Here is a 19,150-nt window from a genome sequence, read left to right as displayed (position 1 = left end):
TTATCCCCCATTATTCGTAGAAATCCGACCTTTGCAGCACATTTCGGATTAGTCCGACCGGAAAATCGGTGGGATTTATATACATTCAGGCAAGTATTTTCTATCTAAATAACTGGAAATGATCACGATGGACCATTAGGACCACCATTGCGACGGAAAGTGCCAAAAATCAACTTATCTCAATTACACAACCGCCGTGTGGCCGGAAACCCTTCAAAACATCTATCTCTGCGCTGAAACCTGCTACCGATCTACAATGGCAACCGTCACCCCGCCAACTCATACTTCCATTTATGCCAATCGTTAGTCCATTGACATACGCCATCGGCGACCTGCAAGGCTGTTACCAAAGCCTGATAACCCTGATAGACAAGATCGAGGCTGCAACTCCCGACGCCACGTTCATTTTTGCCGGCGACTTGGTCAATCGCGGCCCGCAATCGCTACAGACCTTACGCCTGATACGTTCCTTGGGTGGGCGCGCCCAGGCTGTGCTTGGCAATCACGACCTGCATCTGCTGGCAGCCGCCCACGGCATCCGCAAACTCCATCGCAGCGATACCCTGGATGAAATTCTGAATGCCCCCGATCGGGGGGAGTTGCTTGATTGGCTAAGACGCCAACCGCTGGCTCTATATCAGCAAGATCATCTATTTGTACATGCCGGCGTGCTGCCGCAATGGTCGGCGACAAAAACATTGGCATTGGCACAGGAAGTAGCCAACGTGCTGCAAGGACCGGACTGGGTAGACTTCTTACGCGAGATGTACGGCAATCAACCCTTGCACTGGGACGATGAACTCAAAGGCAACGAACGCCTGCGCTGCATCGTCAATGCCCTGACCCGTCTGCGCTTTTGCGACAAAGACGGGACGATGGAACTGGCGGCGAAGGAAAGCACCGGAATTTCCCTGCCCGGCTACCTGCCGTGGTTCGATGCGCCGCAGCGCCAGACGGAGGATGTCACCGTGGTGTTCGGACACTGGTCGACGCTGGGATTGATACAAAGGCCCAACCTGATCGGGCTGGATACCGGCTGCGTCTGGGGCGGCAAACTGACTGCCGTGCGCCTGGCCGACCGGGCGCTGCTGCAAGTCAGCTGCCCGCAAGCGCAGCGGCCCGGTTAGTCAGAAGCGGAAATGGCATCATGCCGCGGCGCTGACCTGCTCGGCCTGAGGCTGTTCCAACGCATCGGCAATCAAGGCCTGCGCACTAGCGGCCAGCTGCCGCCGGTGTGCGCCTGCGGTTTCGATCGGCGCCAGCTGGATCAGCTCGGCTTTCATCGGCTCCCCCTGCAAGATCGCGATCATGCTCTGTGCAAAAGTCATGTCGCCGATAAAATCCGCCGCCGGATGCAGCGCTCCTTGCGCATCCAGGTAGCGCAGCGCATATGGCTGCACCGGCACCTTGGCATCCAGCGCGGCTTCAAACAGGTTGGCATGAAACGGCAGCAATGCACCTTGCGCTGCGGTAGTGCCTTCCGGGAAGAAAGCCACCCGCTCACCGGCCTGGATGCTGGTGACCAGCCCCTGGAATATGCGCCGCACGTCGCGCTGCTTGCCGCGCGCGATAAAGATGGTGCCGCCCTTCTCGCATAGCCAGCCAAGCAGCGGCCAGTCGCGGATATCCGATTTGCCGACGAAACTGCAGGTCTGGATCGAGTTGATGACGAAGATGTCGAGCCAGGATACGTGATTGGCGACAATCAGCGCCCGCACCGCGGCGACACTGTCGCCGGGATTGCGCAAGGTGACTTCTACCCGGCAGATCGCCAGCAGTTCGACCGACCATTGGCGGATGCGCCAGCGCCGGCCTGTAGCATCGGCAAACGGAAACACTACCGCGCAAGTCCACAAACCGACCACCAGGTGCAGCAGCACGCGTGTCAGGCGCCAGACAAATTGCAGCCGCTTTTGCAATCTCTTCATGCGCGTTCGAATGTAATGTGCCCGGCCACGATCGTGGTTTTAACGCGTCCACTGAGTTCATACCCGAGGAAAGGCGTGTGCTTGCCCTGGCTGGCCAGTTCTTTAGCGGCGACGGTCCAGCGCACCGCCGGATCGAACAGGCAGATATCGGCGATGCTGCCGACAGCCAGCTGGCCGGCCGGCAAGCCAGCCACGCGCGCAGCGTCGGTAGTGATTTTTGCCAGCGCGCGGCTGAGGCGCTGCGGCGCTGCGTCGACGCATTCCTCGGCCCATTTCAAGGCCAGCGACAGCAGTAGTTCCAACCCGGTGGCGCCGGGCGTCGCTTCGCCAAACGGCAGCAGTTTCTCATCGTCGTCGACCGGTGTGTGATCTGAGCAGATGGCATCGATGGTGCCATCCAGCAGCGCCTGGCGGATCGCGTCGCGGTCGCGTTGCGAACGGAACGGCGGCGTCATGCGGGCATTGGAATCGAAGAAACCGATGTCGACGTCGGTCATGTGGATGTGGTGGGCGCCGACGTCGCAGCTGATCGGCAGGCCTTCTTTCTTGGCGTTGCGTATCAGCTCCAAGCCTTCGGCGGAAGAAATCCGGCACAGGTGCACACGTGCGCCGGTAGAGCGCACCAGCTCGAAAATGGTCTGCAGCCGTATGGTCTCGGCCATGGTCGGCACGCCGGACAGGCCGAGGCGCGACGCGATCGGGCCGCTGTGGGCGATGCCGCCGGCGCCGAGGTAAGGATCTTGCGGACGCAGCCACACGGTGTACGAAAAGGTGCGCGCATATTGCAGCGCGCGCAGCAGCACCGTGGTGTCCAGTATCGGCTCATCGGCCTGGGCGAAGCCGATGCAGCCGGCGTCGGTCAGCTCGGCCATCTCAGTCAGCTCTTGGCCCTTCAGTCCTACCGTCAGTGCACCGAGCGGATAGACATGCGCCTGGTTCAGGTTCCTGGCGCGGTGCTTCAACATTTCCACCAGACCCGGTTCGTCCAGCACAGGATCTGTGTCCGGCGGGCAGACCAGGCTGGTGACGCCGCCCTGCATCGCCGCCTGCATTTCCGATTCCAGCGTCGCCTTGTATTCATAGCCTGGCTCACGCAGGCGCGCGCTCAGGTCCACCAGGCCGGGCGTCACCACCAGGCCGCTGGCGTCTATGGTTTTGTTGGCGGTGAAATCGGCGGGAGCGTTGCCGACGCCGACTATCTTGCCGGCGGCAATAAACAGATCTTGCTGTGCATCGATATTGTTTGCGGGGTCGATCAGACGGCCGTTTTTGATGTGAAGTTTCATCGGTAAATGGTAAGGCGATTCTATAAATGTTTATGTGCTGTAGATCCAGCCAGATGCGGCAGCCGGATGCGGCTTCGGCGCAGCCTTAATTCCCGGCCAGAATGCTCATGACCGCCATCCGCACTGCGATGCCGAAGGTCACCTGCGGCAGGATCACCGCTTGCGCGCCGTCGGCCACCGCCGAGTCGATCTCGACGCCGCGGTTCATCGGTCCCGGATGCATCACGATCGCATCCGGCTTGGCCAGCGCCAACCGCTCGGGCGTCAAGCCATAGCTCTTGAAGAATTCCTGCGCCGACGGCAGCAGCGCGCCGCTCATGCGTTCATTTTGCAAGCGCAGCATGATGATGACGTCGACGCCCTTCAAGCCTTCGTTCATGTCGGTGAATACGCGCACGCCCATTTGCTCCAGGCCGCTCGGCAGCAGGGTGCGCGGGCCGATGGCGCGCACTTCCGGCACGCCCAGCGTGGTCAGACCGTGGATGTCGGAACGCGCCACCCGGCTGTGCAGGATGTCGCCGACGATCGCCACCGTCAGGTTGCTGAAATCCTTCTTGTAATGCCGGATGGTATACATGTCCAGCAAGCCCTGGGTCGGGTGGGCGTGGCGGCCGTCGCCGGCGTTCACCACATGGACATGATGCTGCTTGGTGTCGGTCAGGTGCTTGGCGATCAGGTAGGGCGCGCCGGATTGCGCGTGGCGCACCACGAACATGTCCGCGTGCATGGCTGACAGATTGTCGATGGTGTCCAGCAGCGATTCGCCCTTGCTGGCGCTGGAGGCGGAGATGTTCAGGTTGATGACGTCGGCCGACAGACGCTTGGAAGCAATCTCAAACGTGGTGCGGGTACGGGTCGAATTTTCAAAGAACAGGTTGAACACGCTTTTGCCGCGCATCAGCGGCACCTTCTTGACATCGCGGTCGCTGACGCCGACAAATGAGGACGCCGTATCCAGGATGTGCGTGACAACAGAAGTCGGCAAACCTTCGATCGTCAGCAGATGCTGCAGTTCGCCATTTTTATTGAGTTGAGGATTAAGCATTGGGTTGGATGTCTAAAGTGAAGCTGCCGTCGTCGGCGCGTTGAAGTTGTAGGGACTGGCCAGGCTGCAAGGTGACTGCATCGGCGACAAAATCCGCCGCCACCGGCAAATCGCGCTCGCCGCGGTCGATCAGCGCCGCCAGCATGATCTTTGCCGGGCGGCCGTAGTCGAACAGTTCGTTGATGGCGGCACGCGTGGTGCGGCCGGTGTAAAGCACATCGTCCACCAGCAGGATGGTGGCGCCGTTGACGTCGAACGGAATCTGCGTCGGCTTGATATCGGTACGCAGGCCTTTTTCGGAAAAATCGTCGCGATAGAAGGAGACGTCGATAAAGCCGAGCCGTTGCGCCGGATTCAGGTGCAAGGCCGCCACCAGGCGTTCGGCGATCCAGGCGCCGCCGGAATAGATGCCGATGACCGCCACATTGTCGGTCTGCGCCAGCGCGGCTTTTACTTTTGCCTCAAGCACCTGGTACAGTGCTTCGGCATCGAATTGGGGGGTGATAGTAGTCATTGCGTCTTCATCACAAAATCGAACAGGATCATTCAGATAAATCGTCAAAATACTGCTGCAAGATAATCGCGGCGGCCTGGTCGTCGATCACTTCTCCGCGCTGCTGCTTGATCACCGCCGACGAGTAACGCTCATCCACGAGCACCGTGGCGACCGCATAGCGGCCGTGCAGCTGATTGGCAAAACGTTGGCAGCGCACGCTCATTTCATGCTCGGCGCCATCCGGATGCAGCGGCAGGCCGACCACGCACAGCACCGGTTGCCACTCCTTGATCAACAACGCGATTTCGGCGAACTTGCCGTCATTGGTGGCGGCGCTGATGACTTGCAGGGGTTGCGCCTGCTTCAACAGGGTATTGCCAACCGCCACGCCGATGCGCTTCAGGCCGAAATCGAAACCAAGCACAGTGCCTGTCAAACCGCTCATGTCAGGCTCCCGCCCATCTTGCCGTTCAACTCACGCACGACCGGATTCCGAAGTCAGCATATACGGGGAAATACCCAGCAGATTGACAGCGGCGGCAAAACGCTCGGCGATCGGCAGATCGAAAATAATCGCCGGATCAGCGGCTACCGTCAGCCAGCCGTTATGCACGATTTCGCTTTCCAGCTGGCCCGCGCTCCAGCCCGAACACCCCAGGCTGACCAGGATGCGCTGCGGTCCGCTGCCTTGGGCGACCTCTTCCAGCACATCCTTGGAAGTAGTCATGGCGATCTGTTCCGTCACTTTCAGCGTCGATGAGTAGCTCTTGCCCGGCGTATGCAGCACAAAGCCGCGCTCAACCTCTACCGGGCCGCCGAACATCACCGGCCGCTCGCCGATCGGATCGTCAAAGCCCGGCTCCGGATTGATTTCCAGCTTCAGGTCAATGCGCTCGAACAGCAGCTGCATGGTCATATCGGTAGGTTTATTGATCACTACGCCAAGGGCGCCGTTGGCATTATGCTCACACAAATACACCACGGTTCCGCCAAAAACCGGATCCAGCATGGAGGGCATTGCAATAAGGAAATGATTTGTCAGATTCAGAAAGGGAGAATCCGGGTCGCCCGACGCCTTCGCGGCGCTTTTGCGCGCGGGAGAATCGTCCGGAGTTGTATCTAGCTTGGCCATGGGCCGCATTTTATCAGTTTTAAACCGGCGCAAGCCGCTTTGCGTAGTGTAGCTTCTCGGGTAAAGTCGCTCGCAAGCCCGCCTCGGCGCTACCTCACGCGAATTTTTTATATAGACCGCCTCCATGCCCCAGTTTGAAAAATCCCTGGTCTGGTTTCGCCGCGACTTGCGCGTATTCGACCACGCGGCCCTGCATCACGCCTTAAAGGCCAGTAAAACCGTGTTCTGCGTGTTCGTCTTCGACACCGACATCCTCCAACCTTTGCTGGATGCCGGCCTGACGGCTGACCGTCGCGTCGAATTCATCCGCGGCAGCATCGTCGAACTGGATCTGGAACTGCGCAAGCTAGGCGGCGGCCTGATCGTGCGCCACGGCGCCGCTGCCGATGCGGTCCCGGCGCTGGCTGTCCAACTCGGCGTCGATGCCGTGTTCAGCAACCACGATTACGAACCGCAAGCTCGGCAACGCGATGCCAAGGTCGCCAGTATCCTGGCCGCTGCCGGCCGCAGCTGGCACAGCTTCAAGGACCAGGTGATTTTTGAGCAAGACGAAATCCTTACCCTGTCAGGCCGGCCGTTTTCAGTATTCACGCCTTACAAGAATGCCTGGATGAAGAGACTGGCTGAGGCAGATGGACCTTTCCTCCTGAAGCCCTACCCGATCGAAAAGTACGCGGCGCGGCTGGCGTCGCCTGTGCCGGAGCATGGCAAGATACCTGACTTGGCCGAGCTCGGCTTCCAGGAAACCAATCTGCGCGCCTTGAAAATCACACCCGGCATGTCAGGCGCAACCAGTCTGCTGGAAGATTTCCTGCCGCGTATCGGCCATTACGAAGACAGCCGTAATTTCCCCGCGCTCAAAGGGCCATCCTATCTCTCAGTGCATCTGCGTTTCGGCACCATATCGATCCGCACCCTGGCCCGTGTCGCTTATCAAGCTCTACACCATGGCAGCGCCAGCGGCGCCGCGACATGGTTGTCGGAACTGGTGTGGCGCGATTTTTATTTCATGATCCTGTACCACCATCCACATGCCGCACAACGCGCGTTCAAGCCGGACTACGACGCCATCCAGTGGGAAAGCGGTCCGCATGCGCAGGCGCTGTTCCAGGCCTGGTGCGACAGCCGCACCGGTTATCCACTGGTGGATGCGGCGATGCTGCAGCTCAAGCAGAGCGGCTACATGCATAACCGCCTGCGCATGCTGGTTGCGTCTTTCCTGATAAAAGACCTGGGTATCGACTGGCGTTGGGGAGAACGCTACTTTGCCGAGCAGCTGAATGACTTCGACCTGGCTGCCAACAATGGCGGCTGGCAGTGGGCGGCGTCATCGGGCTGCGATGCACAGCCTTATTTCCGCATTTTCAATCCGGTCACGCAATCCGAGAAATTCGATGCGGAGGGTAAATTCATCCGCCGCTACCTGCCACAGCTATCCGGTCTCGGTAACAAGCATATCCATGCGCCATGGCTGGCGCCGGCAAAAGACTTGCAGGATGCCAGCATCCGCCTGGGAGAAAATTATCCGCTGCCGCTGGTGCAGCACCATGAAGCGCGCAAGCTGACCTTGCAGCGTTATGCGGTGGTGAGGAAAGTGACTGAAGAGTGAGGAGAAAGTAACGAGGAGGAATTGCGGAGGCTGGTGAAAATTGTTCTTCCACCAGCCCCCGTAATTTTATTGCAGGGTGTTTGCTTCTTTTTTGATGAACGACTTGATGCTGCGGATCAGTTCATCTTCCTGGTACGGCTTGCCCAGGTATTCGTTGACGCCCAGCTCCATCGCATAGCTGCGATGCTTGGCCGCGGTACGCGAGGTAATCATGATGATCGGGATATGGCGGGTCCGGTCATCATTGCGGATATTGCGGCTCAAGTCGAAGCCGTCCATACGCGGCATTTCGATATCCACCAGCATCACGTCCGGTGTAATCGCCTGCAACTGCTCCAGCGCATCGACGCCGTCTTTCGCCAGCACCACCTGGTAGCCTTCGCGCGACAGCAGACGCTGGGTTACCCGGCGCACGGTCAAGGAATCGTCGACCACCATCACCACGCTTTGGCTACGCAAGCCCTGTACTGGCTGAGCCGTTGGCGGCGTTGCCGATTCAGGGCTGACGCTCATCTCGGCTACCGCGCCCATGACGTCGTGAGTTGCCAGATGCGACTGGCGCGGGGCGCGATGCTCGTGCGCCGAACGCTGCAGTTGCAGCTGCATCAAAGGCACTGGATTCAGGATCAGCACGATATCACCGGAACCCAGCACCGTGGCGCCGGCAATCCCGATCATCCGTGACAGTTGCGGACCGATATTCTTGACCACGACTTCTCGGTTGCCGACGATTTCGTCGACGTGCAAGGCTACCCGGTCATTACCGCTGCGCAAAATGATGATCGGCGAATACTGCTGCGCCACCGGCACCATCTCGGCATCGCCCAGCAAAGTAGACAGATATTGCAAAGGCACCTTGTGTCCTTGCCACATCAGCATGCCATCGTTGTAAGCGGCGGCCAAAGCCTTTGCCTTCAACTGCTGCACCTGTTCCACCAGCGCCGACGGCACGGCATAGGTGCTGCCGCCTGTGGTCAGCAGCACCACTTGGGTGACCGCCAGGGTCAGCGGCAAGTGAATCGTGAAATGCGTGCCCTGCCCGGGTTCGCTGGTCACCGCAACGCGCCCGCCCAGCGATGCTGCTTCCGAGCGCACCACGTCCATGCCGACGCCGCGTCCGGCCAGTTCCGTGACATCCGCCGCGGTAGAAAATCCGGGACGGAAAATCAGGTCGGTGGTTTCCAGGTCGGACAGCTGCTCATCGTTTTCCAGCAGACCGACGGAACGCGCCTTGTCGCGGATACGCGGCAGGTTCAGGCCCTGGCCGTCATCCGACAGCTGAATCAGAATTTCATTACCGTCCTGGCGAATTTCGATTTTCAGCTCGCCGGTTTCGTTCTTGCCGGCAGCACGCCGCGCTTCCCGCGACTCGATCCCGTGCACGATGGCGTTACGCAGCAGATGCTCGAACGGGGCGATCATCTTTTCCAGCACGCTACGGTCGATTTCCACGTGGCTGCCGCGGATATCCAGGTTGACGCGCTTGTCCAGTTCCTTGGCGACCTGGCGTGTCAGCCGGTACAGACGCTCGCCGATACTGGCAAACTGCACCATCCGCACATGCATCAGATCCTGTTGCAAATCGCGCGTCAGCCGGCGTTGCGTCAGCAAGTCGACGTTGGCGCCTTCGACCGTGTTGGTCAGATTCTTTTGCAGCGAGGCGACGTCGTTGACGCTCTCCGCCATCATCCGTGTCAGTTCCTGCAGCCGGGTGAAGCGGTCGAATTCGAGCGGGTCGAATTCGCGCTCGCCGGCCAGGGTCATACGCGAACTGATTTGCGCTTCGGCCTGGATCTCGATCTCACGCAACTGGCCGCGCAAGCGGTCAACGTTTTCCGTCAATTCAGACAAAGACAGCTGCAAGGTGCCGATGCCGGATTCAAGCCGTGAACGGGTGATCGAAACTTCACCGGCCTGGTTCACCAGCCGGTCGAGAATATCCGCATTGACGCGCACCTGCGACACCAGGCCGCTGGTGCTGGCAAGCGCCGGCGCCGCCACGCCAGCCGCCTGCGAAGGCATCACGCTCGGCAGGTTGACCGGCGTATGCGCTAGCGCCGCCACCTCAGCTGCGAGCGGTGCGGCAGGAGCGACAGGCTGCGCCGCTTGCGGATTACGCAGATTATCAAACATCTGCACGCCACGGTCATAGTGCGCCAGCAATTCGTCAACCGTATGGCGCGACGAACTACCTGATTGCAGGATCACCTCGATATGGCTTTCCATCTCGTGCATGTGCTGGCCAAGCACCATCGCGCCGGCCATGCGGGCGCTGCCCTTGATGGTGTGCAGATGGCGCAGGATAGCTTGCGGCACCGGATGCGCGCTGGTCGTGCCGACCGGATTTTCCTGCCAGCTGCGCAAGGCGCTGCCGATCTGCGGCAGCATGTCGCTGCCCTCTTCCAGGAAGATCGGCAGCAAGTCTGGATCCAGCTCATCGCGCACCGCCAGCAAAGGATCGATATCTTCCTTCGGCGCTTCGAACAGGTGTGGCACTTCCACCACCGCTGCCGGTTGATGCGGAGTCACGGCGGCAATCGCGATCGGCTGCACGTGCAATACTTCATCCCAGTTGTCGGCAGGTTCGGTTACCGCTGCGATCGGGGTTACAGGAAGCTCCTCCAGTTGCGGCGCGATTTCTGCGGCTATCGACTCAAGCTCGATGGCAGGCGCAACGATTTCCTGCGCCGGCGCTTCATCGCTGCCCTCTATTTCCGGCAATTCTTCCACTTCATGCGCGCGCGACTCTTGCCGCTGCCACAAACTATCCAGGCTGCTCACCAGCGCCGGCTCGTAATACGGCATGTCGCCCTGGGTGAACTGCTGCAGCATCCACTTGGCGCGCTCGACGCTCAATTGCAAGATATCGTAGTCGGCGCCGTGCAGGCTGCCTGGTTGCAACGCCATGCGCTGCAGAGCCATTTCCAGCGCATGCGCGACTTCCTGCAAAGGCTTGAAACCTACCGTGGCGGAACTGCCTGCCAGCGAATGGGCGGCGTGCACCGACTGCGTCATCACCGGCCGTTCAGGTTCATGCCGCCACTCGGCAAAATCATGCGCCAGGTGACGCACCAGCTGGTCGGTCTCGGCCAGATAGATGTTGTACAGCGGCAGGCTGATGGTCAGGTCGCCGATCTGCTTGGTGCTGTCGTCATGCCGGATTTCCTGCATGCCAGGAAAAGCGATGACCTCAGCGCTGACAGGGATTTCCCGCAACGCGGCGACCGGCACCGCTTCGGCAACCGGCTGCTCATGCACTTCCGCTGCCGAAGTCAGTTCTTCTTCAACGCCGGCTTCGTGCGCCGCGCCGTGAATGGAGACAACGGTTTCCGTGTGCTCAGCGTGGGTGACGCCGAACAAGGCCAGGTCGTCGTCGCTCAGCTGGATTTCCTCGGCTTGCGCCGGCATCTCCGGCAAATCGCTGAGTTCCACGGTTTCGCCTGCGGCTTCGGCCAGCACCGGTGCTGCAACTGCCGGAGCGGCGAAAGCACCGCCCTCGCGCACAGTTTCGGCAACTCCAGCCAGTGCATGCGGCGTCCGTTCCGAGTGTCCGTACAGCTGGATTTCCTTGACCCAGCCATCCAGCTCAGTCACGGCATGATCCAGCAACGCGCTCAGGTCGGCGCTCACAGTACGCGATTCCGACAACCACAGATTCAATACCTGTTCGATGCTCCAGGCGGCTTCGCCGAAAGCATTCAAGCCGATCATGCGGCCGCTGCCTTTGAGCGTATGGAATGCGCGGCGCAGCACCGTCAGCGGTTCTTGCTTATGCGGCGCGCCATGCAGTTGCAGAAGGGCTTGCCTGGCGTTAGTCAGGACCTCTTCTGCTTCGGACAAAAAAATCTCACGCAGTTCGGCATCGGCCTCCTCGTCAGTCACCGTCGCCACCGCCGCTATGGGCGGCGCCGCTTCCGCTGCATGCAGCGGCACGATGGTGGTCACGATGTCCGCCAGCGATTGCTGCAGGGATTGCTGTGATGCCGAGAAATCCGGATGATCGAGAATGTCGATCGCAGCCTGGGCGCGATCGGTCGCTTCCGGATTGTCGCTCAGGGCAGCATCAACCCGCATCTGCACCAGCGATTCTTTCAGTCTTTCCTGCAGTTCCGGATCGTGCGGCTGCGCTGTCAACGACAGCGCCAACTCGGCCGATTGCTGCTGGTGCTGCAGCAGCTCATCTTCCACGGTTGCCAGTTCCGGCAGCGTTGGCAGGCTATCACCGCCGGCGGCGCTTGCAGCCGCTGGATGATGGTCGCTGACTGTCGACGACACCACCGGATCAGGCTGCGGCGGGGCAACCATCGCGCGCCGCTCCAGTAGATTGATGCGGAATACGCCGGCCTCTTCATCGAAAGTGAAGTGGTTGTTTTGCGTATCCGACTGATGCTGCAGCGTTTCAATGAAAAAGCTCAGCGCGCCGATGTTTTGCGCAATCCGTTCAAACTCTTTTTGTTCCGGCGCTTCCGGCAACAGTTCGCCACCTTCCGCGGTAAAACGTTTCAAGGTGCTGCGCGTGTGTTCGACCACGCGGATGGCATCGCTCTGGTCCTGGATCGCCAGCGCGCCCTGGATCTGGTGCAGAACTTGTTCGATCTGGGTCAGCACTTCACGCCGCTCAGGTTCCTTGAAGAACTCATCCAGCATTTTTTCAACCTGGCGCAAGCTCGACAGCATTTCCGAAGCCAGCATCTTGACGGTCTGGCGCTGTTGCGCTTCGCGATAAATGTCGTCGATCCACTGTGCCGGCTTGCCCAAGGTCTCGCCTGAGACCACGGCCAGCAGGCGCGCAGTCATGGCATCGGCACGCTCGGAGAAATTCTGCGGCAGTCGGCTGATGTGGTTCAGCGTGTTTTCGATAAACAGCAGGCTGGTGGCGATTTCCATGCAGATCGCATCACCTGGCCGCGAATGCGCGGCGTGGCGGGCTATGCCGTTCAATTCGCGCAGCAGCTTGGACAAGGACGGCGCGTTGAGCTGGCCGCCGGCTTCGCTGAGGCCGTGCATTTCTTTTTCAAACGCAGCAGCCGGGCCGGCGTCGCCGCTGGCCAGGCGGTCCCACATATTCTTCGCTTGCCCCAGGCGTTCCTTGGCAGCGCCCAATGCATCCAGGCTGATCTGGCCGTAGTGGCGGGTGCTGTAGTCGGTCGGCACCAGGCCATTGAGACGGTAAGCGGCGCGAATCTGGGTGGTCAGCTTGGAAGCGTTTTCAATCCCGGCTATAAAGAACAAGGCATCGCGCAACAGCCTTTCCGAAATGCTGGAAGAACCCTGGCTCAGGCGGCGCAGTTGCAGGTTGATGCGGGCGAACAGCTGCTTGACATACAATTCGTTGGAAACCTGCGCCGTCGCAACCGCTTCGGAGAAGCCGTGCATGACCCACCAGAATGCCCGCGCCTGCTGGTTGCGCTGGGTCTGTTCGACTTCGCCGACCACTACTTGCATGACGCCGGCGTTTTCCAGTTCAATCGCCTTGTCGGCGCTTTTCAGGAACGGCAGCAGCGCGCGCTCAAAACGCTTGCGCAAAGGCAGATAGGCTTCAGCCTCGATCGCCACGGCATGCTCCGCGGCCGGAAAATGCGGGCGGATTGTCAGGTCGGGGAAAAACAGGTCGGCCGGATGGATTCTTTCAGCGCCGCGGATTTCCAGCAGCCCCTGGTAATAGGGGAACAAACGTACCGGCTGGTGGCTGCCGCCGGCCAGCACTTCGTCCAGGTATTCGATCAATGCCTGATAGGCGTTGCCGATGGTCTGCACATGCTGCGCGCTCAGTTCGGCCTGGCCGGATTCGGCACGCTCGAGCAGGTCTTCAACGGTTTCTGTGATGATGATGACGCCGTCGATGTCGACCATTTGCAGGGCGCCGTGCGCCTGGTGCAGATAGGTCTTGGCATGACGGATGGCGGTCGAATGATCGTCGCCGGCCTGCTGCTTGTCGCTTATTTGCAACAAGGCGTTGCCGGACTGGTTCAGCGCCTCGCGAATTTCGCTCATCACCCATGACAATGGTCCGGTATCAAGATGAGTCCGCGTTGAATCTTGCAAATGCGCCGCGGAACTGGAAAAATCGGTGGTCATGACTGCCTCATGGGTTCAGGGTGTGGTCAAACGAGTTGACCATGATGCATATCGGCCAAAACATCACCCATGATTGCGGCAGTAGCAGCGCAAACCCGGGCAAGCCTTGGCCGATACCGCGCTTGCTGACCTGACGGCAGGTCGGCAAGCGCAGGACTACACATTAATTGGTCACGCGGAAACGCGATACCGAACTCTTCAAATCTTCTGCCAGCTTCGACAGTTCGCGAATCGACAGCGCCGTCTGGCGTGTACCTTCCCGCGTCTTTTCCGTCACCGAAAGAATGTTCTGAATGTTGGTAGCCACGCCGTTTGCAGAATTAGCTTGCTGCTCGGTAGTAGAGGAAATGCTTTGAATCAGTTCCGCCAGGCGGTTCGAAACGCGCCGGATGTCCGACAGCGCCGCACCGGCCGCATCTGACAGCTTGGCACCCTCGACCACCCCTTGCGTCGAACGTTCCATAGCCACCACCGCATCGTGGGTGTCGGTCTGAATGGTACGCACCAGCGCGCCAATCTGCTTGGTCGCCGCGCCGGAACGTTCCGCCAGGCGCTGAACTTCTTCCGCAACCACCGAAAATCCGCGTCCTGCTTCACCTGCGGAAGCCGCCTGGATCGCCGCATTCAACGCCAGCACGTTGGTCTGTTCGGTAATGTCGGAAATCAGTTCGGTGATTTCACCAATTTCCTGGGACGATTCACCCAGCCGCTTGATGCGCTTGGAAGTTTCCTGGATGTGCTCGCGAATTTCGTTCATGCCTGAAATCGCGTTTTCCACCGCCTTGGAACCTTCTTCCGCGGCGCTAACCGACTGCCGCGCCACTTCAGCTGATTCACTAGCCGATTTGGAAACGTCGGTAATCTGGGTCGCCATGTCAAGAACCGCTTGCGTGGTTTCCTGAATATCGCGCGACTGCCGTTGCGACGCCGCCAACAGTTCGATCGAAATGCTTTGCGCCTGGTCCGACGCCACAGTAACCTGCTGCGCCGTTGCGGTAACCCGTCCGACCAGTCCGCGCAACTCTTCCACCGTATAGTTAACCGAGTCGGCGATCGCGCCGGTAATGTCTTCCGACACCGTCGCCTGCACTGTCAAGTCACCGTCCGCCACTTCCTGCAATTCATTCATCAGGCGCAAAATCGCGGCCTGGTTCTGGTCGTTGGCGTTACTTGCGTCTTCTTCCTGCTTGATCGCCTGCAGACGCTGTTCTTCCGCTTCCATCCGGCGTACGTCAGCTTCGTGGGTACGGTGACGACCGTCCTGCACCTGCACCCAGGCAATCGCGGCAGCCGCCAGCAGGGTCGCGAAGGCCGACAGCAGCATCAGCCAGAACCAGATGCTTTGCGTATCCTGTGCGCTACGATAGGTATCTTGCAAGGCGCCCAACCGTTGTTTGAGATTTTCGTTCTCGGTAAAGATCAATTGCTCGGACTGCTTGGCAGAAACGAAGTTCTGCATATTGCCCAGAATCGATGCAACCGATTCCTGGTATTCGGCAAAGCTCTTTTCCAGTTCGGTCAGCTTGCTGCGTTCTTCTTCGTTCTTGCTGGCCGGCAGGCGCAATACATCGCTGCCGTTCAGGAAGCCGCTGACGATATCGCGGAAAGTGTTGGTATCCTTACCCAGCAAGAACGCCGTTTCCGGGTTCACACCTTCAGAAGTCAGGAATTCATTGGCGCTACGGCCCAGACGCTGGGTCAACATGACCAGCTGCGAGGAAGCCGCGATTTCGCGCGGGGTGGCGCCGGTCTGGGTCTTCAGGGTCGCGATCTGTTCCGACAGATCGAGCAGGTTAGGCGAGATGCCGTTCAGTTTTTGCAGGGTCACACCGAAGCTGGTCAATTCCTTTTGCAGCTTCAGGATGGTGTCCGCGGCCTTGTCGGTATTCGACCAGACCTTGTTGACGTCGGTCAGCTTGGAATCCATGGCGACGCTCGGGGCACTGATATCGTGTCCTTTGAAATCGCCGCCTTTCGACAGGATGCCCAAATCCTGGTTGAATTCCTTGCGGCTGTCGGCCAGCTGCTTGAACGCCTCGGCATTACCCTGAATCGCATTCGGCGTCGCCTTACCGATACGTTGCGAGTGCATCAGCGCGTCGCCGGCGATCTGGGTCTGCGTCGAGCTCATCGTGGAACTCTTGGCGTTCAGCCACAGGAACAAGATAGTCAGCAGCAAACCCGCGCCGAGCATGATCAGCAGCAGGCGGACCTGTTTTTGCTGCGGCAGTTTGCCGATCAATGGCAAGGGCCGTGCATCCGGGCTGGCGAGTTCGACGGCAGCGCCGGTGAAAGCAGTAGCCGGGGCAGCTGCCGCGACAGCTTCCGGAGCGGTCGCAAAGCTTGGCGCCGCTACCGGCTCAGGCTTATAAACAGGGGCCGGCGCAGCAAGCGGCGCCACCGTAGGCGCCGCTGGCGGCTCAGGAATGAAACGTTCTTCCATGACAGTCTGTTCAGGATCGTGCATCAGCGCGTCCTGCATGAAACGATCGCCAGCCTCGCCTTGCTCTTCCTTGGCCGCCTTGGATAAAGACGGTAGTTTGAATGCCATTACAGAATCTCCTAATTGCTCGATGAAATCGCCATGCGCACGATGGTGTCACTGTGAGTGCCCAGCAAAAATCGCCGTGTGCCAATACGCTGCCACCGGACACCGCTGCTGTTGCAACGGTGCCTGGGACTCATAAACCTACTTGTAAAAAACGAGGGTCGTGCAAGATTTGGGCCATGCTCAGCTCGGTCCAGACCTGGGAATCGCTGTCCAGATAGCGCCGGGCGCCGGTCTGGTCCAGCGGATCAGGGGCTTGCAGGGTCATTTGAGCGACGTTGCGCAAGCCCATAACACGGGAAACCAGCAAGCCGCTGTTGAAAGAAAACGTCGGCGCGAAGGCGACAATCCGACATTCCTTGTCAATTTGCGTCAATCCCTGTCCCTGAAAGCGTGCAAAATCGATCACGCTGATCAGCGTGCCGCGCACATTGCTCAGGCCCAGATACCAGTCGTGGGTCAGCGGCACCCGCGAAATCTGGTCGACAGCGACGATTTCGCCAGCCTCTTGCAGATTCAACAACCACCGGCTCGATCCGATCAATAAACCAAGCTGGCTTTCCTGCGCCTCGCTGCCGCTGCGGGCAGCCTGCATCCGCTCCAACAAGTGCGACTGGAATTCGCGCAGCCGGCTGCGGCGCGAGTCGGCGTCAAGTGCGACCTTGTTGACAGGCTGCAGCGGTGACGATGGCGGCAATTCCGCCGTCAGAGGCGAGGTTGATTGGGTCATATTGATTGTGTACTGATGCCGTAGGTCAAACTTTAAATTCCAACTTCCGTACTCGATTAACCGAGCGCAGCGATTTTAGCCAGCAGTTCCTTCGGATCGATAGGTTTCACCAGGTAGTCGCGCGCGCCCTGGCGCAAGCCCCAGATACGGTCGGTTTCCAGGCCCTTGCTGCTGCAGATGATGATAGGGATATCCTTGGTGTCGTCGTCGCGCGTAATCGAGCGCGTCACCTGGAAGCCGTTCTGGCCAGGCATCACCACATCCATCAGGATCAGCTGCGGCTTGTCAGCCTTGATCTTGTCGAGGATGCCTTCGCCGTTTTCGGAAGTCGACACGGAGTAGCCAGCCTTCGCCAGGATATCGGTCAGGAAATAACGCTCGGTTGGGGAGTCGTCGACAATGAGAATTTTTTGTATGGCCATTTTCAACCTTTATTTACTTCAGTTACGCAAATTACTTACGTCAGTTATTCAATCGTTCAACCGCTGCGGCTCATGCCACAGCCGGTATTGCACCGTCCGCAGTCTGGGTATGCTGACGCACCGCCTTCAGCAGACTGTCCTTGGTGAACGGCTTGGTGAGGTACTCATCCGAACCTACCATGGCGCCGCGCGCACGGTCAAACAGGCCGTCCTTGGACGACAGCATGACCACCGGCGTTGCATGGAATTTGGCACTCTTTTTGATCAGGGCGCAGGTCTGATAGCCGTCCAGGCGAGGCATCAGGATGTCGCAAAAAATCAGCGCAGGCTTGTGATCGTTGACTTTCGCCAAGGCATCGAAGCCATCTTCGGCCAGTACTACCTGATAACCGGCCTGGCTCAGGAAAATCTCCGCAGAACGACGAATCGTGCTGCTATCGTCAATCACCATTACCTTCAGGTTGACGCCGCCAAGTGATGTTGTCATGAAATCGTCTCATTCAATCCAAATAAATCTACGGCGTCACTGTAACAAAGAAAGACATTCCTTAGGACAATGTTTATAGACAGAAGCCGGTAAAGTTCAATTTATTTTGTAACTGAGAACGATAACTTAATCTTCCTGCAACAAAAAAGAGCTAACTGGATTGTTAAATTGCAACCATTTCGAAATCTTCCTTGCGCGCGCCGCATTCCGGACAAGTCCAGTTCATCGGCACGTCATCCCACAGGGTGCCCGCAGCGATGCCTTCTTCCGGCAGACCGGCCTCTTCGTCATAGACCCAGCCGCAAATCAGACACATCCAGGTTTTGTACTTCGATTCAGGCTTCGATGTTGCGTTGCTTTCGTTATTGCTCACGGCAGTGACCCTTCAATCAAGTAAAATGCAAAGTCGGATATCTTAATCTACCCGCCGTGCAAAACCAAACTTCTCCCCTCATATTGACCTTCGGCGTGGCCGACCCAGTCGGCGCCGCCGGCATCCAGGCAGACCTGGCCACCTTTTCAGCTATGGGCTGTCATGGCCTGTCTGTCATCACGTCGATACTGATCGGCGACACCGCCCGCATCGAAGACACCCAGCAGATCGATGCAGACTGGGTCGCCGACCAGGCCCGCGTGCTGCTCGAAGACATGCCGGTGGCCGCCTTCAAGGTCGGCGCCGTCGGCAGCATCGAGAGCGTGTCGGTGATTGCCGAGATTGTCTCAGACTATCCGGAAATCCCGCTGATTCTAGACCCTTTTCTATCGGCCATGCCGGATCAGGGACAAGATAGCGAAGACTTGCTGACCGCCATCCGTGAACTGCTGATTCCACAAACCACTGTGATGGTGCTGTCGGCGGTGGAACTGGCGCGGCTGGCGGAAACCTGGCGCGAACCGTCGTCGGAAGACATGCTGAGCATCGATGCGATGCGCATCATCGAGCTCGGCTGCGAATATCTGTTCGTGACCGGCACCCCGACTCCCGCCGCTGAAATCGGCAATACCCTGTTCAGCGAAAGCGGCGTGGTGCGGCAGGATACCTGGCCGCGCGTCTCCGGCTCTTTCAGCGGCGCCGGCACCACTTTGTCGGCGGCGATCGCGGCCATGCTGGCCAATGGCCTGGACGTGCCGGAAGCCGTTTCCGAAGCCCAGGAATTCACGTTGGCTGCGGTCACCGCAGCGCAACGACTGGGGATGGGAAGGTTGATACCGGACCGCTATTTCTGGGCCCGCGAAGAGGGACTGGAGCGCGAAACGAAGGACGAGGACGGCGCCGGCGGTTCCTGATTTTTCACCTGTTTCAGGCAGCCGGAGAGGCGGCAATACAAGCGCTCCCCGGTATTCGATTCTTTTATTTAAACAGCTGGAGACAGAGTGAATCTGTCTCGC

Annotated in this window: 15 protein-coding genes; 3 read left to right on the top strand and 12 right to left on the bottom strand. The window is 59.2% G+C overall.

The window, feature by feature from the left end; genetic code table 11:
• The first annotated feature begins 293 nt into the window (after positions 1–293).
• Positions 294–1,127 carry a symmetrical bis(5'-nucleosyl)-tetraphosphatase gene (locus BCF11_RS15430; protein WP_098495508.1) on the top strand — a complete coding sequence of 278 codons (834 nt, stop codon included), beginning with the start codon at positions 294–296 and terminating at the stop codon, positions 1,125–1,127.
• 18 nt (positions 1,128–1,145) lie between these two features.
• Here BCF11_RS15430 and BCF11_RS15425 read toward each other — a convergent pair whose 3' ends face one another.
• The 6 genes from BCF11_RS15425 to BCF11_RS15400 form a co-directional block, all read right to left on the bottom strand.
• Positions 1,146–1,928: a 1-acyl-sn-glycerol-3-phosphate acyltransferase gene (locus BCF11_RS15425; protein WP_098495507.1), complete on the bottom strand. Its 783-nt coding sequence runs from the start codon at positions 1,926–1,928 to the stop codon at positions 1,146–1,148.
• Positions 1,925–3,214, bottom strand: a complete 1,290-nt coding sequence (locus tag BCF11_RS15420; RefSeq protein WP_098495506.1) for a dihydroorotase — start codon at positions 3,212–3,214, stop codon at positions 1,925–1,927. The genes BCF11_RS15425 and BCF11_RS15420 overlap by 4 nt, the downstream gene beginning before the upstream one ends.
• Before the next feature lie 85 nt (positions 3,215–3,299).
• Positions 3,300–4,259: an aspartate carbamoyltransferase catalytic subunit gene (locus BCF11_RS15415; protein ID WP_092432752.1), complete on the bottom strand. Its 960-nt coding sequence runs from the start codon at positions 4,257–4,259 to the stop codon at positions 3,300–3,302.
• Positions 4,252–4,773: a bifunctional pyr operon transcriptional regulator/uracil phosphoribosyltransferase PyrR gene (gene pyrR / locus BCF11_RS15410; protein ID WP_098495505.1), complete on the bottom strand. Its 522-nt coding sequence runs from the start codon at positions 4,771–4,773 to the stop codon at positions 4,252–4,254. The genes BCF11_RS15415 and pyrR overlap by 8 nt, the downstream gene beginning before the upstream one ends.
• Positions 4,774–4,801: 28 nt before the next feature.
• Positions 4,802–5,200 (bottom strand): Holliday junction resolvase RuvX, encoded by a 399-nt coding sequence (gene ruvX / locus BCF11_RS15405; RefSeq protein WP_098495504.1) that lies wholly within the window; start codon positions 5,198–5,200, stop codon positions 4,802–4,804.
• A 30-nt stretch (positions 5,201–5,230) separates the two neighbouring features.
• Complete coding sequence (locus BCF11_RS15400) at positions 5,231–5,896, bottom strand: YqgE/AlgH family protein (protein WP_098495503.1); 666 nt, start codon at positions 5,894–5,896, stop codon at positions 5,231–5,233.
• Between the two features lie 115 nt (positions 5,897–6,011).
• Here BCF11_RS15400 and BCF11_RS15395 point away from each other — a divergent pair, with 115 nt between their 5' ends.
• Positions 6,012–7,496 carry a deoxyribodipyrimidine photo-lyase gene (locus BCF11_RS15395; protein ID WP_098495502.1) on the top strand — a complete coding sequence of 495 codons (1,485 nt, stop codon included), beginning with the start codon at positions 6,012–6,014 and terminating at the stop codon, positions 7,494–7,496.
• 66 nt (positions 7,497–7,562) lie between these two features.
• On the opposite strand, the gene BCF11_RS15390 is transcribed toward BCF11_RS15395, so the two are convergent.
• The 6 genes from BCF11_RS15390 to BCF11_RS15365 all read right to left on the bottom strand — a co-directional run bounded on the left by BCF11_RS15390 (position 7,563) and on the right by BCF11_RS15365 (position 18,077).
• A complete protein-coding gene (locus tag BCF11_RS15390) occupies positions 7,563–13,574 on the bottom strand; it encodes an Hpt domain-containing protein (protein ID WP_098495501.1) in 6,012 nt (2,003 codons plus the stop codon).
• A gap of 163 nt (positions 13,575–13,737) precedes the next feature.
• Positions 13,738–16,125 (bottom strand): methyl-accepting chemotaxis protein, encoded by a 2,388-nt coding sequence (locus BCF11_RS15385; RefSeq protein WP_098495500.1) that lies wholly within the window; start codon positions 16,123–16,125, stop codon positions 13,738–13,740.
• 130 nt (positions 16,126–16,255) lie between these two features.
• Entirely contained in the window at positions 16,256–16,852 is a 597-nt protein-coding gene (locus BCF11_RS15380; RefSeq protein ID WP_098495499.1) for a chemotaxis protein CheW, read from the bottom strand.
• Between the two features lie 56 nt (positions 16,853–16,908).
• On the bottom strand, positions 16,909–17,274 hold the full coding sequence (locus BCF11_RS15375) for a PleD family two-component system response regulator (protein ID WP_038485766.1): 366 nt from the start codon (positions 17,272–17,274) through the stop codon (positions 16,909–16,911).
• A gap of 70 nt (positions 17,275–17,344) precedes the next feature.
• Positions 17,345–17,761, bottom strand: coding sequence for a PleD family two-component system response regulator (locus BCF11_RS15370; protein WP_098495498.1), 417 nt, complete (start codon positions 17,759–17,761; stop codon positions 17,345–17,347).
• Positions 17,762–17,924: 163 nt separating this feature from the next.
• Complete coding sequence (locus BCF11_RS15365; RefSeq protein WP_098497522.1) at positions 17,925–18,077, bottom strand: rubredoxin; 153 nt, start codon at positions 18,075–18,077, stop codon at positions 17,925–17,927.
• Positions 18,078–18,190: 113 nt separating this feature from the next.
• On the opposite strand from BCF11_RS15365, the gene BCF11_RS15360 reads away from it, so the two are divergent.
• Positions 18,191–19,048: a hydroxymethylpyrimidine/phosphomethylpyrimidine kinase gene (locus tag BCF11_RS15360; protein ID WP_098495497.1), complete on the top strand. Its 858-nt coding sequence runs from the start codon at positions 18,191–18,193 to the stop codon at positions 19,046–19,048.
• Positions 19,049–19,150 lie beyond the last annotated feature (102 nt).

Source organism: Collimonas sp. PA-H2 (assembly GCF_002564105.1).
Taxonomy (GTDB): Bacteria; Pseudomonadota; Gammaproteobacteria; order Burkholderiales; family Burkholderiaceae_D; genus Collimonas.
The sequence above is the reverse complement of the archived record's forward strand: the minus strand, read 5'-3'. Positions and strand labels throughout refer to the sequence as shown.

Coding starts and splice junctions, on each gene's coding strand:
- BCF11_RS15385 (WP_098495500.1), bottom strand. CDS start 16,125: ATGGCATTCAAACTACCGTCTTTATCCAAGGCGGCCAAGGAAGAGCAA.
- BCF11_RS15365 (WP_098497522.1), bottom strand. CDS start 18,077: ATGTGTCTGATTTGCGGCTGGGTCTATGACGAAGAGGCCGGTCTGCCG.
- BCF11_RS15390 (WP_098495501.1), bottom strand. CDS start 13,574: ATGACCACCGATTTTTCCAGTTCCGCGGCGCATTTGCAAGATTCAACG.
- BCF11_RS15395 (WP_098495502.1), top strand. CDS start 6,012: ATGCCCCAGTTTGAAAAATCCCTGGTCTGGTTTCGCCGCGACTTGCGC.
- BCF11_RS15420 (WP_098495506.1), bottom strand. CDS start 3,214: ATGAAACTTCACATCAAAAACGGCCGTCTGATCGACCCCGCAAACAAT.
- BCF11_RS15380 (WP_098495499.1), bottom strand. CDS start 16,852: ATGACCCAATCAACCTCGCCTCTGACGGCGGAATTGCCGCCATCGTCA.
- pyrR (WP_098495505.1), bottom strand. CDS start 4,773: ATGACTACTATCACCCCCCAATTCGATGCCGAAGCACTGTACCAGGTG.
- ruvX (WP_098495504.1), bottom strand. CDS start 5,200: ATGAGCGGTTTGACAGGCACTGTGCTTGGTTTCGATTTCGGCCTGAAG.
- BCF11_RS15375 (WP_038485766.1), bottom strand. CDS start 17,274: ATGGCCATACAAAAAATTCTCATTGTCGACGACTCCCCAACCGAGCGT.
- BCF11_RS15425 (WP_098495507.1), bottom strand. CDS start 1,928: ATGAAGAGATTGCAAAAGCGGCTGCAATTTGTCTGGCGCCTGACACGC.
- BCF11_RS15415 (WP_092432752.1), bottom strand. CDS start 4,259: ATGCTTAATCCTCAACTCAATAAAAATGGCGAACTGCAGCATCTGCTG.
- BCF11_RS15400 (WP_098495503.1), bottom strand. CDS start 5,896: ATGCGGCCCATGGCCAAGCTAGATACAACTCCGGACGATTCTCCCGCG.
- BCF11_RS15430 (WP_098495508.1), top strand. CDS start 294: ATGCCAATCGTTAGTCCATTGACATACGCCATCGGCGACCTGCAAGGC.
- BCF11_RS15370 (WP_098495498.1), bottom strand. CDS start 17,761: ATGACAACATCACTTGGCGGCGTCAACCTGAAGGTAATGGTGATTGAC.